The organism is Pseudomonas nunensis, assembly GCF_024296925.1.
Lineage (GTDB): Bacteria > Pseudomonadota > Gammaproteobacteria > Pseudomonadales > Pseudomonadaceae > Aquipseudomonas > Aquipseudomonas nunensis.
This window is the reverse complement of sequence record NZ_CP101125.1, coordinates 3,778,987-3,792,491: the sequence shown is the minus strand read 5'-3', so window position 1 is coordinate 3,792,491 and position 13,505 is coordinate 3,778,987. Positions and strand designations below refer to the sequence as shown.

General features: G+C 50.1%; 13 protein-coding genes and 1 pseudogene. 6 read left to right on the top strand and 8 right to left on the bottom strand.

Features of this window, described 5'->3' with window-relative positions; genetic code table 11:
- Nucleotides 1–11 precede the first annotated feature (11 nt).
- The gene (dpdK, locus tag NK667_RS16275; protein WP_083471339.1) at nucleotides 12–539 is read left to right on the top strand and encodes a phospholipase D-like domain-containing protein DpdK; all 528 of its coding nucleotides are present in this window, start codon (nucleotides 12–14) and stop codon (nucleotides 537–539) included.
- Nucleotides 536–2,713 carry a protein DpdD gene (gene dpdD, locus NK667_RS16270; protein WP_054615454.1) on the top strand — a complete coding sequence of 726 codons (2,178 nt, stop codon included), beginning with the start codon at nucleotides 536–538 and terminating at the stop codon, nucleotides 2,711–2,713. Before dpdK ends, dpdD begins: the two co-directional genes overlap by 4 nt.
- Before the next feature lie 36 nt (nucleotides 2,714–2,749).
- Here dpdD and queE read toward each other — a convergent pair whose 3' ends face one another.
- The 6 genes from queE to NK667_RS16240 all read right to left on the bottom strand — a co-directional run bounded on the left by queE (nucleotide 2,750) and on the right by NK667_RS16240 (nucleotide 8,579).
- Entirely contained in the window at nucleotides 2,750–3,385 is a 636-nt protein-coding gene (gene queE / locus NK667_RS16265; RefSeq protein WP_054615453.1) for a 7-carboxy-7-deazaguanine synthase, read from the bottom strand.
- A gap of 64 nt (nucleotides 3,386–3,449) precedes the next feature.
- The gene (gene queC / locus NK667_RS16260) at nucleotides 3,450–4,151 is read right to left on the bottom strand and encodes a 7-cyano-7-deazaguanine synthase QueC (RefSeq protein WP_054615452.1); all 702 of its coding nucleotides are present in this window, start codon (nucleotides 4,149–4,151) and stop codon (nucleotides 3,450–3,452) included.
- Between the two features lie 27 nt (nucleotides 4,152–4,178).
- Nucleotides 4,179–5,234 carry a DGQHR domain-containing protein DpdB gene (dbpB, locus tag NK667_RS16255; protein ID WP_054615451.1) on the bottom strand — a complete coding sequence of 352 codons (1,056 nt, stop codon included), beginning with the start codon at nucleotides 5,232–5,234 and terminating at the stop codon, nucleotides 4,179–4,181.
- Entirely contained in the window at nucleotides 5,231–6,529 is a 1,299-nt protein-coding gene (dpdA, locus tag NK667_RS16250) for a tRNA-guanine transglycosylase DpdA (RefSeq protein WP_054615450.1), read from the bottom strand. The genes dbpB (NK667_RS16255) and dpdA overlap by 4 nt, the downstream gene beginning before the upstream one ends.
- A complete protein-coding gene (gene dbpB / locus NK667_RS16245) occupies nucleotides 6,526–7,647 on the bottom strand; it encodes a DGQHR domain-containing protein DpdB (protein WP_029290753.1) in 1,122 nt (373 codons plus the stop codon). The genes dpdA and dbpB (NK667_RS16245) overlap by 4 nt, the downstream gene beginning before the upstream one ends.
- Nucleotides 7,644–8,579 (bottom strand): hypothetical protein, encoded by a 936-nt coding sequence (locus NK667_RS16240; protein WP_029290756.1) that lies wholly within the window; start codon nucleotides 8,577–8,579, stop codon nucleotides 7,644–7,646. The genes dbpB (NK667_RS16245) and NK667_RS16240 overlap by 4 nt, the downstream gene beginning before the upstream one ends.
- Before the next feature lie 182 nt (nucleotides 8,580–8,761).
- Here NK667_RS16240 and dbpB (NK667_RS16235) point away from each other — a divergent pair, with 182 nt between their 5' ends.
- The 4 genes from dbpB (NK667_RS16235) to NK667_RS16220 all read left to right on the top strand — a co-directional run bounded on the left by dbpB (NK667_RS16235) (nucleotide 8,762) and on the right by NK667_RS16220 (nucleotide 11,285).
- Nucleotides 8,762–9,817 (top strand): DGQHR domain-containing protein DpdB, encoded by a 1,056-nt coding sequence (dbpB, locus tag NK667_RS16235; protein ID WP_054615448.1) that lies wholly within the window; start codon nucleotides 8,762–8,764, stop codon nucleotides 9,815–9,817.
- 32 nt (nucleotides 9,818–9,849) lie between these two features.
- Nucleotides 9,850–10,287 (top strand): hypothetical protein, encoded by a 438-nt coding sequence (locus NK667_RS16230; protein ID WP_054615447.1) that lies wholly within the window; start codon nucleotides 9,850–9,852, stop codon nucleotides 10,285–10,287.
- Nucleotides 10,288–10,331: 44 nt separating this feature from the next.
- Nucleotides 10,332–10,694 carry a 6-carboxytetrahydropterin synthase QueD gene (gene queD / locus NK667_RS16225; RefSeq protein WP_083471338.1) on the top strand — a complete coding sequence of 121 codons (363 nt, stop codon included), beginning with the start codon at nucleotides 10,332–10,334 and terminating at the stop codon, nucleotides 10,692–10,694.
- 243 nt (nucleotides 10,695–10,937) lie between these two features.
- A complete protein-coding gene (locus NK667_RS16220; RefSeq protein ID WP_152980980.1) occupies nucleotides 10,938–11,285 on the top strand; it encodes a hypothetical protein in 348 nt (115 codons plus the stop codon).
- A 109-nt stretch (nucleotides 11,286–11,394) separates the two neighbouring features.
- Here NK667_RS16220 and NK667_RS16215 read toward each other — a convergent pair whose 3' ends face one another.
- Entirely contained in the window at nucleotides 11,395–12,153 is a 759-nt protein-coding gene (locus tag NK667_RS16215) for a hypothetical protein (protein WP_152980978.1), read from the bottom strand.
- 157 nt (nucleotides 12,154–12,310) lie between these two features.
- Nucleotides 12,311–13,118 (bottom strand): annotated as a pseudogene (locus NK667_RS16210) (conjugal transfer nickase/helicase domain-containing protein); the annotation flags it as partial.
- Nucleotides 13,119–13,505 lie beyond the last annotated feature (387 nt).

Below are 13,505 nucleotides of genomic sequence, written 5' to 3'. Positions count from 1 at the left end.
AGAGTTTTAGCATGAATGATCAGCGGCAAATTTTTTTACATGGCCCACTGGGGCGTAGGCAATTTCGTGAAGTACTAGGCGGGCTAATGGCAGGTCTATTGCTCCACCCAGAGCCCATATGGTTAGTGTCGCCTTGGCTAAGTGACTTTCCTGTTCTGGATAACTGTTCTGGGCAGTGGGATGTACTTGAGCCTGGTTGGGGCGGTAGAGACGTAAGTTTTAATGAAGTGTTGGCGAGAGCAGTTAACGGCGGGTGTCGGTTGAGGGTGGTGACTCGTAACGACGCGTACAGTCGCCGGTTTGTCCAGCAGTTGAACGGTCGTTTAGTTGTCGGTCATGATTTTTGTTACCAGTTTAGTGAGCAGGTTCATACCAAAGGTTTACTTACCCCCAGTTGTTTTTTGAAGGGATCAATGAACTACACTTGGAGTGGAACAAACCGTAATGACGAGCACGTCATGCTGACCAGTAATTCTCAAATAATTTCTGAAGCGTTACTGGAGTTTGAAGATCATTACCGTTTCGAGGCGTATTCATGAACACAGTGCCAATATGGTTGCAGCCATTTTTTGCAGTTGACAACCAGATCGATCCAGACAAAGTGTTTGCCGGAAAATATCCGCAGCCGTATCAGAGTTTGTTGGAGCCTTTGGTGCAAAGCGCCTGTGCGGGGCAGTGGCCGTTACTGTTACCGTATAGCTGTCCGCCGGAATTATGCTTCTACGCAGCCGCTGAGGATCGCCGTGCGCTGGAGGAGTTACGTCAGGTGCTCTCTGCGTTTTTAGGGACAGCGGGTACCTCACCTGATTATGGACTGATTAACACTCCAAGTAACGAGGGGCAAAGTGCATTGCTAGCACGTGCCCCCTCAGGATTGTTGCGTATTGATTTGCTCTACGGGGTGTGCGAGCAGCAGAAACATAGAATCTTTACAGTACTTGCTAATGTACTGAAGTTGTATCGTCAACGCCCCGTGCTTACATCTTTGGTCAAACGACCAATAGGTCGAGTGTTGCGTGATTTCATGCTGGCTTATCGATTACATGATGGCGAAAATGCTTGGCTTTTTTACGTAGAGCTTAAGAGTTTGGGAGGCTTCAGTCCACTTAATCTGCTGTCGTTGGAGTTGCAGGCTTTGGCTTCAGCAGATCGTTGGCAGGAAATCATTAACCATTCACGACTGCCCAGTTTGCTCGGCGGTCGTGTTCCGTTACGATTAGTTCGGCTATTGCTTCGAGCGCTGGGGCAGTTAGGGCTTAATCGGCTGCTAATTACTGAACTCATAAGTGAGGAAAGCAGGGGCGAGTTGGCCGATTTGTGCTACCCGTTAAGTCCACTATTTATAACGGTTCCGCTGTTTGAAGTTCACGAAAGCTTTAAACAAGATTGGCAGTTGTGGGTTGCTGGTGCCGCTGCTTTAGGGAGTGCACAGGTTCGGCAGCAAATGCCCGATTTTATTGAGTCGGACTGGTTGCGAAAACTACTACATTGGGCAGATTTTGCTCAGGAAGTTCAATCTGAAATTGAAATAGAGCCAGTTGTTGATGAACCGAAAGATCAGAAGGAGGGGCCCGGGGCGGTCCAGGCGTTACTGCAACGCTCGTTGGATGTGTCATTAGTTGAATTGCAGCAGTTATGGCAGCAATTGCAGACCATGCCTGCGTCTTGGTTTGAGCCATTGCAATCATTGCCTATGATGACTGCAATTTTGCAAGATATGAAAAACCGCTTTTCTAGAGAACAGTTGGGTGGCTGGGATAGTTGGTTTCAGCGCTTGACTGATACTGAGTCGCAAACTGACGGGCTGGAGAAAAGGGCACAAGAGTATTGCGAAAATTGGACAGTTGAATCTTTTAGCTCGGACAGATTGCTTAAATGCATTCAGGCTGGATCTCCTGCGGGGCAGACAATTCTTCGTAACACGCTGCCGTTGCTGCTGGATTGGTTGGAGGAACGGGACGTGACTTGTCAGGGAGTTCTCTGGCTAGAGTTGTTGGAGTTGCTAGCTCTTGATTCTATAGTCAACCCCGCATTGCTGTCACTGGCAGCACAACTGACGCAGTTGATGTTGGAGCAACCGTTCACAGTTGATGAGTATACGAGGTTGATTGACGCGATACTGATGTTATGGGATATCAATAAAGGACCTGAAGCGTATATCAGAATGATGGAGTTGATGGATGTACTGCTGGACGCGCCCTGCCCAGCAGCACCATTGCGTCGTCAAGTCTGGCAGTCGCTACAGGATTTTGCGACAAAGCATTGGAGGCAAATAAAAGATCCAGCAATACGTCACTTAACCTTTGCGCTAATGCAAGAAATTTTTGAGGTGGGTGAACCAGTCCCAGATTTTAGCAATAGCACGGAGTCTGAATCAGACATCGATTCAGCGATAGAATTAGCCCCTAATTTACAAGGGAAGTTGTTGGGTATTTACACTCTCACAGAAGGTGCCGCGCGCCGCGCTCGGGACGTACTGGAAATAATTTTCACAGGACTCAAGGTCGAGATTAACAGTGATCATACCGCTACTCCAGCCTTGTGCCATCTGGCCAAAACGGCCGATTATTTTGTGTTCTCTTCTCGTAGTTCAAAGCATCAGGCGTTCTATCCGGTGATAAATGTAAGAAGGGATATTATCTACCCGTATGGTAAAGGTGCTTCAAGCATAGTTCGTGAGTTTATAGAAGGGTTAAAGCGGAAGGCTATTTAGGTGCTGGTGTGAACTGATATTTCAGTCAGACTTGTTCTAAGGGATCATCAGTACTTTGTGCATTTGTAGGCCGAGCTTCCACTTTGGATGAGACTTGCAATATTTTATGGTCAGTTCAGTGTTTTGGTGGGCCTCTGGTCCATCCATTGGCTGGAGATAGAAATGGTTGAAGGTGAGGTGTTCAAATTTTTCTGGTTGTGCTTCAGTTTGTGGAAAAACTAATTTTAATTCATCGCCTTGAGTAATCTTTAATTCGGCTGTGGATTTAGGGCTGACGCAAATCCAGTCAATTCCGCTTGGCGGTATTATTGTGCCGTTTGTTTCCACAGCCACAGTAAAACTATGTTTGTGCAGTGCTTCTACTAAAGCATCATCTACCTGCAGCAGTGGTTCTCCTCCGGTCAATACCACATACTTGTGACCTTGATCGGAGATAGGCCATAATGAATTTATTGCGAGGGCAAGGCCATTCGCATCCTTGAACTTTCCACCACCCAACCCGTCCGTTCCCACAAAGTCCGTGTCGCAGAAAGTACAGATCGCGCTAGCCCTGTCCTGTTCCCGTCCGGACCAGAGGTTGCATCCAGCAAATCGGCAAAATACCGCGGGTCGACCCGCTTGGTTGCCTTCCCCTTGAAGGGTGTAAAACATTTCTTTGATGCTGTAAGTCATTTGGTTTACTCATCTGATTCAAAAAAGGTGGCGAGTGCACTGATCCGCCACCGCTGAACCATCGTCAATCTCGTTCTTGAATGTACTGCTCATATCCAGTTTTGCGCAGTTCGCAAGCTGGGCACGTTCCACACCCGTAGCCCCATTCATGTTTCTGTTGTCGAATCCCGAGGTAGCAGGTGTGGGACTCTTCTTGAATCAGGCTGACAAAATCTCGATTACCTAGGTCTTCGGCCAGACGCCAGGTCTGAGCTTTGTTGAGCCACATCAAGGGCGTCTCAATGATCACCGGAGCATCCATCCCGAGGCTCAAGGCCACCTGGGTGGCTTTAAGCGTGTTTTCCCTGCAGTCTGGGTAGCCTGAGTAGTCTGTTTCGCACATCCCCCCGACTAGCACTGTGAGGCCCCGTCGGTAGGCAATAGTGGCTGCGAACGTCAAGAACAGCAGATTTCTCCCGGGTACAAACGTATTGGGAAGTCCATTCTTTTCAAACTCTATAGTTTTCTCAGCGGTCATCGCCGTATCGCTGATCTGGCCGAGTAATTTGAGGTCAAGCACGTGGTCCTCACCGAGTCGCTTGGCCCAGTTTGGAAATCTGTTACGTACCTCCTGCAAGATATTCAGCCGACATTCGAGTTCGATTCGATGCCTCTGGCCATAATCAAAGCCAATGGTCTCGACGTGCTCGTAACGTTCCAGCGCCCAGGCAAGGCAGGTGGTTGAATCTTGTCCGCCTGAAAAAAGAACTAAGGCTTTGGTGTGCATACTGCTCTCCTCGGAACTGGGTCTGATTTAGCGCCGTTTCAGTTCTTGCTTGAGTTTTTCGGTCAGATACTTAGTGAGCAATCCGATATCAGTGGGCGTGTTCTGGATACCATTCCAGGGGCGGCGGTCGGTTTCAGAAATGTGCCAATCGCCACTTGTCCATGCCGTATGAGGTTTCAAAAGTTTTAGACCTTTGATAAAGCCTTCCTTGCTGGTTGTGCCTTGATCGGAGTAAAGCAACTCCATAACGAAGCTCAAAGAAACCAGACCTGCCCCGTGCTTCAAGCGTGAATTCCTGGGCGCTAGTCCTTCCCATTCTGATTTGAAAACTACTCGCACTGCATGGAAGAAGTTGTTGATAAGTTCGATGCTGCGTCCCTCAAAGTCATCAAACTTCATGAAGCTACGGATCGCGCCATCATTTGCAGAGTGCATCACGAACTTCTGCATCGCCATGTCGCTTAGTACTCCTCTAGGATTCGTATGTTGCTTGATCTCGCCAAATAGAGAGGAGTTAGGCAGAAAATTCAACAAATCAATAATGCGAGCAGCAAATTTACGACTGGTGAACCGTTCTGGCAGGCCGTCAACAGTCGGTAAAAGTTCATAGATCAGCGATTTTGGCAGCGGTCGCGTATTGTTGACGAGCACAAACTGCTGTCGCAGTTCGTTGTAGTCTTTACAAATCAATGCAGATACAAATACCTGAAATCCAGGCTTTTCCATCGTCGCAAGGGCGCTGAGTCGTTGTTGGCCATCGACCACAAAGCCTGGTTTTGATTCGGTAGCATCAATAATGATTTCTACAATACCCTCGCCGAGGTCTTTAATCGTTACCCCATCCAGAAAGGCCAAGATAATTGCGTTAGGAAGCAATGCATCGTCGCGCTGAAGATAGTCACGAATATCTCTGATGTGCGACGCGACTTGATGGCGCTGAAAGCCTTTGAGGTGGCCTTCTTCATCGCGGCCGACTCTCTCAATTTCAGAAAACTCTAAAATTTCATTTGGAGTGGCCGCAAACGAAAATACATCATGCCCGGAGGCCTGTTGGGCGCGCACACCCTTAAATCGATAGATCATTGTTTCGAAAGTTCCAGAGTTTTCTGAAGGTGGCGGTGGTACACGCCTAAGTTATGAAATCCGCGTCTTTTGTTTCGATTGCTGGCTCGAAAGATAATAGTTTCTATACCCGCTGACTGACAAATCGAACATTGGCATTTTTGCCACGGTTTATCTCTCAGCGTGGGTGAGATTAGTCGGACATGCTTGGCGATTTCTTTTTCCATTTCTATTGATGATGATATCGTTCCGGAAAGAGTCAGTCGGAGATAGTCTACTAGCACAGCTAAAGTTGTATCAAAGTCGAGCAGGTTTTTATCGTAGTCGCGGATCGCTAGCAACGCCGCTTTTTCTTTGATTTGTAACTCTTCTGCGCTCAAAGTGCCTTTTTTTATTCCTTGCATCAGGCGTGGATTTTCAATCGCCTGAGGAATGCGGATAGCTGTGTAGTAATCCAGTTTGCTTGTATTGTTGCCCATGTAGTAATTACACTTCGCATCTTTAAATGCGCGTATAAGGGGGGAGGTTGAGTCAAAACTGGTAATGCCATATCCGGTGAATTCATGGATGTTCTCAGCTTTAGCAAAACCCAGCAGATGAATATTTGTCTCGGGCTTAAGGACCGCTCGAAGCTCTTTCAAAACCTCATGGATTTGATCGACTTTCAAAGGTACTAGACCTCCGATCGCCAAGTAGCGATAACCCATGTCCTCGAGTTGTTTTGCGGCGTTCGCCATGCTTTGTGGAGACCAACCCTGTACCGCTCCAAGAGGTTCGAAAGGCCATTCCGCCTCCTTCACTAAACGCAGAAACTCTTGCGCATTTTTGAGCGTAATTTCGTACCGAAACAGCACATCTTCCGACTGGCTCAGCGCTGGAGGATTGCTGGAGTCGCAGTTGAATATGATGTGGTCCGGCGAACAACCGTGGGTGAATCCCGCATCTGAGTAGAACTCTACTACTTCGCTTGGGCTATAAGCAGGGGTAGGGTGCTCTACATAGGCGAAAGCCCCGCAGTCGCCTAGGACCATCGTATCTTTGAACTGAATGCCATCGAGTCGTAGAAATTTGCGCGCGCCCTCTCTGAGGAAGCGCTGCTGCTCGGAAGTCGAGTACCGAACCTTTGAATTAGCGACGCCATTTGCAGGTCGCACTGCGCTCATCGAGACCAAGAGCCCATCATAAGGGACGGGGGTCATCATTTCGTGCGCATACTGGTCATCCCAGTATCTCTTCCGGCCCGGCGCATTTCGATCGTTGATGAAATCGTAGTCCGGGTCTACGTAGTCTTGGGTGTCGGCGTATAAAAATTTCATTGGTGAGCGCTGGTCATATAGAGGCGGATCAAGGTTTCTTGCAGCGCCTTGATATCTTGAGGGGTGCTTTGGATTTCATTCCACTGGACATTAATCATCGGCCATTGACCTGTTGTCCATGCGCAGTAAGGGGCTACTCTGGCCAGTTCTTGTAGCACGGCTTCGTAGGTTTCGCGCTGACCACCGATTTTGGCGTAGATCCGATCCATAAGCACTCCCATGGCGATGATCCCCGCTGAGTGCATGAGTCGACTGCTCTTGGATTCAAGTGCCCACGCCTCTGGAAACGTATCACGCACTGCCCGCCAGAAGGTCGTCAGCAGGTTGTACATGGACTCAACGTTCGCCGCACCGTCGGTGCTGGAGGTGTAGGGGGCCAACGCCCCCAACGGATTACTGATGCTATTGCGGATCATCGTTATTACAGCGGTGTCAGTGATCACTGCTTTGCTATTTTGCTCAGACGACCGCTTTATGAGTTTGTGGAAAGGGGAGTTGGGATCGCGGCTAAGAAGCCCGCACAACTCAGCTGGTGCCTTGCGAGCACTCAGTTCGCGGGGCAAAAGGATGCTGCCTGTCTCCGGCAGTAGTTCGTTGATCAGTCGAGTGGGCAAGGGTTTGGCCTTGTTGACCAAAATAAATTGCTCGCGCTGGGTGGTCAGGCTGTCGGATACAAAACCGATCACTGGCACAGGAAGATCCGAATTGGCCGCTTTCGCCAACGCCAATGAGCGTTGTTGCCCGTCCACGATCCAGGCAGACCTCATTCCTTCCTCCCTAATAGGGATCGTCAGCGTACCCGCTTGCGAAAGCCCCGCGTCGCCTGTCGGCTTGCTTCCGCGTGCTGCAACAAAACGCAGGTCAGGAGACAGCGCTAAGATAATTGCATTGGGAAAAAGTACATTTCCCTGATTGAGGTACTCAGTGATCCCTTTGACATGACTCTTAATCTCGGGGCGCTGAAAACCCTTGAGGGGGCTGCTGTCTTCGCGCGACAGGCGGCTGATGTCGGCAATTCGGACCAGGTCAGATCCCCTGATGAATAATGCATACACATCAAGGTTGTCGCCTTGCGTGGTGCGTAGTGCACGCACCACAATCGCATCTTCGCTCGTCATGCTTTGCTCTCTATGCTGTCTTGACCTTTGATGTCCTGCCAGATCCTCCGAAAGCGCGATTGCTCGCACGACACCAGGGCGTCGTCCCTTAAGTAGCGTAACAATCGGGTGGAACTGCCTTGGTAGTCAGCCCACACACACTCAAGCATGTAGGCAATTTCACTGTCCGATGCGCGCCGCCGGATGGTCGTTTTTGCTAGGGATAAAAGATCCATCGCCGCGCTGACGCTCTTTCGAGCGATCTCAGCAGGAGCACTCGACAGTTCAAGAATCTCAATGAAATGACGCAGGGCTCTCTGAGGGAAATCGTTGCGAGTGCCGGGTAATGTTGAGGTTTCAAGGCGTTCGTCGTAGGGCATCGCGATGCGTCGTAAATGGCTGGGAAGCATCTCGATGCCTGGGCGCGAAGTGAATATTCTGAGCTTGTCGATCTGCGTGTCCCTGATTTTTCCAAGGTCTTCGCCTATCAACTGGACATAGTTTGAAGAGAGGGCAATGAGCACCAAGTCGATGTCGGGTTGGCTGACGAGGTCCGCGAGGGCGCTTCCCTTTGATTGGGTGACATTCACGGCTTCCCACCAATCTGATGCGCGCACACCCAATTTTTCGAGACGTGGGATGATAGAATTCGGATCCTGAGCCACCGTCAGGTTGTACGGTGGACATCTCTGATCGCCTTCAATTAACCCTAAGCCGGTCGACGCAAACATTAGCTTCGCGTCCAACTTCGTTGCTACGCGCCTCGCGTCAGAAACGCTTCTGCCCACATAAAGTGAAGATGCCATCAGAGTGGTGGGGCGTTCGTCTATTTGCCCCTTCCACGCCTTTGCCATGGCTGCAATCGATGAATAACACTCGTCGTTCAGCACCACCGGTGGCAGGCCGTCGAGACGTTTTCGATTGGTGCAGTTGGTGATGATGACGGTTCTCATGGGAAAACTGTAGGCCTGTTTTGACGGGTGTTGCATTTATCTGAGGCTGACAATTTACCATTTAATAACTGTATGGGCCAATGCGCTTAGGCTAGTTTTTATGCGGAAGGGTTGGTATAAGAGCCTCAATACTGCTGCTGCCCCTCTTTCTGGGGGGGGCGTTCGATGAAGGAAGAGACTCATTGCTTAAGTTCAGCGCAATCAAGGCGTTACAGAGCCCCACCCACCAAGTGGTATCGTTTGCGGCTACCGTTGAGCAGATTTTGGCGATCGCTAGCATCGACCGAGTCAAGCGTGACGATCGTGGCGCCCTTCATGGCTTTCAGCGGCCACAGGTGTCCAAGCACATACGAGAGATCCGCGACTACCTCTCCCGTCCCGATGCGGTAATGCCCAATGCTGTGGTGTTAGCGTTTACCAGTGGAGTCCGGGTGGTGGAAGGAAATGGAGCCTATGCAGAAATTGAGGTGGATATTTCATCCGGCCCTCCTGGGTTCGTTGTGGATGGCCAGCAGCGCCTATCTGCGTTAGCTGGGCTCGAGGGGAGTTCGTTCCAGCTACTGGTGTCAGCTCTCGTGTGTGAAAATCAGGAAGAACTTCGCCGGCAATTTATTCTCGTCAACAACACCAGCCCATTACCGAAGTCGCTGGTATATGAACTGCTCCCGTCTGTCAGCGGCCTTCCATTCAGAATGACTTCCCGCGCCCGCGCAGCCCGCATCGTAGAAATGCTGAATTATGACGATCGATCTTCTTTGCAAGGTCAGATTAAGCAGCATACCAACCCCTCAGGAGTCATCGGCGATACGTCGCTCCAAAAACTGGTAATGAATTCCCTATCCGACGGTTACTGTCGGGAGGTGATTGAATCGTCGGGAGGTGAGGATCGGTGTTTCTTGGCCATCAGTGAGTTTTTCCAGGCGGTCCAGGAGGTGTTTGGAAATGCTTGGCATGGTCATACACCTAAAAGCTCTCGTCTCGTCCATAGCGCGGGGATTATTTCCATGGGGTTCGTCATGGAACAGTTGTGTGCTACAGGAGCGCCACTGGCCCCAGTATTCAAGTTAGGCCTCAGAAAGCTACAAGGATATACAGCTTGGACGCTCGATTCGGGAGAGTGGTCCTTTAAAACAGGCAACCGGCCGTGGAATGGAGTTCAGAATTTACATGGTGATATTCATCTTTTGACTGATCATTTGACCAGGGTGGTTCGAAGTTCGGAACTCGTATCTAGCTAACTGGTGCTCATTACTAATATTTAGGAGGCATTATGACTACTTTGGTTTCCTCGGATCTGGCTCCAGCCCTGGCCAGTGACGCCAGTGTAAAAGAGTTCTCTGAAGTCATTCTTCATCTATCCATGGCTTTTCAGGAGGCATTGAGGAGGCTCGCAGGGCAGGACGAAGCTTTCCCTTCGGAAGGGTATGGCATGCTGACTGAAGCCTACGGTTTGCGGACGCGTGCGAATATTCTCTACCTGACGCCATCTACCCATGTGGTGCAGGCATTAAATTTTTCCCAAACTGCTATGTTGGGGAAATTCGCAGAAATATTGAATTGTTTGAGTGATGTAACCGATTTGCACACTGTTAACTCCATTTTGGTTTCCGTGATCACCATTGCATCAGCGCTGGGTGAGGGGCGAGCCAAAGTTGTAGAGTTTTTGTTTGAAACGTTATGCGTCGATCTTGAGTCTTGGAAGGTTTAGTCTAGCTGTTTTGTTTTTTGTCGCGTGAGATACGGGAGGAATCAGTGGAGATTTTTAAAGAGTTCGTTTTTGAGGCCGCTCATCGACTGCCCAATGTTCCAAAAGGGCACAAATGTGGGCGTCTGCACGGTCATTCCTTTCGTATTGCAATTTATATTGATGGCCCTGTCGATAGAACGTCGGGTTGGGTCAGGGATTTTTCCGAGATAAAGGAAATTTTCGCGCCTCTGTATGAACGCTTAGATCACAATTATCTTAATGAAATTCCCGGACTGGAAAATCCGACGAGCGAGGTTTTAGCCGTTTGGGTTTGGCAGGAACTAAAGCCACTGCTTCCAGAGCTATCCGCAATACGTATTCACGAGACATGTACAAGTGGATGTATTTATAGAGGGCCGGAGGTATAACCACTCTCGTGTAAAGAAAGCAGAACTATGCGCAGTGTGTAGTTCACTGGATAGGTCTACCCTTTCATTGTCGAGTTTGGTGGTTGATTTTCTTGTCTAGCTCGGCCCTGTAGGGAGGTGGATATGGTCAAGCCTAACAACGGTCGATGTAAAAGTGCTAGACGTGCTCAGACTCGTTCACCATATTCTCTTAAATGGTACCAAGCGAAGATTACTTCTTGGGACTTTTCGTGGTCATTTCGAATGGCTACCCGACGCGAAGTATCGTCTGGGGAGGACGCTATCCAAGAATTCGCTGTCCTCATTTTCAAAGGTACTGTGGTTTGTCCGGAGGAATTTAAGTATCCGGAGATAGAGATTCAATTGGTGGAAGGGGTTGCCTTTATCCCCAAAGAATCTGTTACTCCAAGTATTGGCTCGATGAGCGCAAATGGTCGATTGCTCTCGGTCTACGTCTCAGTTCCTGTGGAACGGATAAAGACATTGGTGTCCGTTGCACCTCACGTGCTGGTCGTTGATTTGCATGCATCGCCTTTACATTATCGTCGAGCGTTAGTCGTGTCGATACAATTAGATACTGAGGTGGAGTAATGTTTGGGCGCTGATCAAGGCGTATGTATCGAGTGAGCAAGGCAGGTCATGGTGTCAGGCGATCCCGTGCCAAAGGTGCTAATCCGGTAACGTTGCATTGCACCGAAACTCAGTTCTCCCCATCCAACAACTTAGCCGCCCTGAACCTCTCTTCGAGCACCAGCACCACACCGGGGTAATACCTGGGACCGGAAATGAAGCCTTCATGACCGAGGTGTGGAAAGGTGTAGGCATAACTGGTTTCTTTGCCTCCGGGGCGTACAAATCCCCGCTGCCCCTCTAGCCAGGTATTTAGCAGCGCCATGACTTGTTCCGGGTCCACATTCCCTAATTCGTCGGTGACGGCGTTTAGTGGCAGCGAAGGCACGATGAAGGTGGCGGCGAAACGTTGGTCTGTATCGTTAGCCAGATGTCCGCTGTCCTCCCAGGCAGCTTGCAAGCCCTTGTGCACATTGCGTGTCGGGTTGGAGCGTGGCCCAACCCGTTGCCAAGCTTGCTTGGCCTCGAAACCGAAGCAAACCTTGCGATTGGTGACATAGAGATCACATCGTCCCGGGCGCAGGTCGCCCGATTCCACGCCATCTGCTTTAACTTTGTGGCGCTTGCCCGTGGAGAACTCCTCCAAGGCCACCCAGTTTTCCATGGACCAGGCGGCGCCGGCCAGCGAGCTAAGAGTGGCACGCTCGTTGTACCACCAGCAGTTATCGACATACTTATGGATCGCCGCGTAACGCTCCACCATCGCCGTCCATTGCTCCAGTAGAGTCTTAAGTGAACCCTTGGGGGCCTTTACCTTGGTAAGCGATGTCATGTGGGTTCCCTTGTGATCTTCTTGATCGCAGAGCCGGTGGCCATTGATGATTTCCATCTATTTGTATTAGTGGCTAAAAGACATAATGCTGTCAATGTAGCTGCCACTGTCCTTCGCCAACCATGAGCTTAGTAAGACGATGTATGTGACGGCCCCGTCCGTGCCCAGGTAAGTCGCGGTGCCCCACCGAATTATGCGCCTGGCTTATTTGGCGCTATGCCATTGGAGGTTTTTCGATTTTAAGAAAGGGATTATCGGATGGTATCGATTCGAACAGCAGTTTTGATTCTTCAAGTAAATAGCCTTTGAGTGTCGCTCTCTTCCGCGGACCTTCGATTTGGCACGTCCAGATGTTCAAGCCATTTTCACGCTTCCTGTGGATTTTTAGTTTCTCAACCTACTTCTGCACACAGCGCCATTATTCAATCTCTTGATCCGCACCCTGTGAGATGCCGGACACTCTTGAACATAGCGCTGGAAAAGTCCCGGCGTGACCAGAAATACGCTACCGCTCACCGTGTGGATTTTAGCCTTGCTGTCGTTGATGATCAGCTTGTGGCTCTGGATGCCTTCTTTGACCCAATTTAGGAATGCCTGGCCAGGGTTATCCGATGGGAGGGGGAAGTTTCGGGCGGGCTTTCTGACGGCGAGTCACTGGTTTCTGGCCCCTCCAACTCGAACATATCGAGCAGAGTGCCGAGGTAGTCGGTATCTTCCTTCGCCATGGGATCTCTCGGCGAAGAGCTCTGATGCGATCCTGTACTGACAATTTTCGGCGCCGGTGGTGATGCCGAAGCGTCATTCGATTGGTCATCAGCTATAACGCCCACGGTTCCGCTGAAGGCCTCAGGCCGAATTTCGCTCCCCCAAATCAACGCCGATTGAAGGCGCAGAAAGGTAAAGCTCTGCTGCCAGTTTCCCTGAGCGACAAGCGCGGTCCGGATGGCTTTGCCTTCTGGGGTCGACTCGACTAACCCATGCGATTGCAGTTCGTCGAACACGGCGATGTTGGAGGAGGGAAGCCGTGATCGCGCAGTTGCTGTTGAGCTCCTTGACTTGCTAGATGTCGATCATCCTGCACAGAGACTTCTGGATAAAGAGGAGGAGTTGCTGCCTGGCTCGGTGCTTGACTACCAGGGTGACGTCCGAATCAGGAGGTATGTTCAGTTATGGCTCAGTTACCGGATCGCAGGAGAATGAAAGGTTCTGACGCCAACCACTTTTGAGTGAGTTGACCCGCAAGACTATTGTGGGAATCTTCATCAGTCTGCTTTTCAATTTTTCGCGCCAAACATCTTCTGAAGCGAGCATGCCAAGTAATTCCGATGTTCAACTGCCGCTTAAGGCTGACATTCTCCAGTGAGCTTGAAGATTTCAAACGGCTTGAACTCAATGTTGGAGAGGTCAAT

What these genes read in the sequence shown, in the direction of transcription:
- dpdK (WP_083471339.1), top strand. Translation starts at nt 12, where the DNA reads ATGAATGATCAGCGGCAAATTTTTTTACATGGCCCACTGGGGCGTAGG.
- queE (WP_054615453.1), bottom strand. Translation starts at nt 3,385, where the DNA reads ATGACTTACAGCATCAAAGAAATGTTTTACACCCTTCAAGGGGAAGGC.
- NK667_RS16240 (WP_029290756.1), bottom strand. Translation starts at nt 8,579, where the DNA reads ATGAGAACCGTCATCATCACCAACTGCACCAATCGAAAACGTCTCGAC.
- dbpB (WP_054615451.1), bottom strand. Translation starts at nt 5,234, where the DNA reads ATGATCTATCGATTTAAGGGTGTGCGCGCCCAACAGGCCTCCGGGCAT.
- queC (WP_054615452.1), bottom strand. Translation starts at nt 4,151, where the DNA reads ATGCACACCAAAGCCTTAGTTCTTTTTTCAGGCGGACAAGATTCAACC.
- dbpB (WP_029290753.1), bottom strand. Translation starts at nt 7,647, where the DNA reads ATGACGAGCGAAGATGCGATTGTGGTGCGTGCACTACGCACCACGCAA.
- dpdD (WP_054615454.1), top strand. Translation starts at nt 536, where the DNA reads ATGAACACAGTGCCAATATGGTTGCAGCCATTTTTTGCAGTTGACAAC.
- NK667_RS16220 (WP_152980980.1), top strand. Translation starts at nt 10,938, where the DNA reads ATGGCTACCCGACGCGAAGTATCGTCTGGGGAGGACGCTATCCAAGAA.
- NK667_RS16215 (WP_152980978.1), bottom strand. Translation starts at nt 12,153, where the DNA reads ATGGAAATCATCAATGGCCACCGGCTCTGCGATCAAGAAGATCACAAG.
- NK667_RS16230 (WP_054615447.1), top strand. Translation starts at nt 9,850, where the DNA reads ATGACTACTTTGGTTTCCTCGGATCTGGCTCCAGCCCTGGCCAGTGAC.
- dpdA (WP_054615450.1), bottom strand. Translation starts at nt 6,529, where the DNA reads ATGAAATTTTTATACGCCGACACCCAAGACTACGTAGACCCGGACTAC.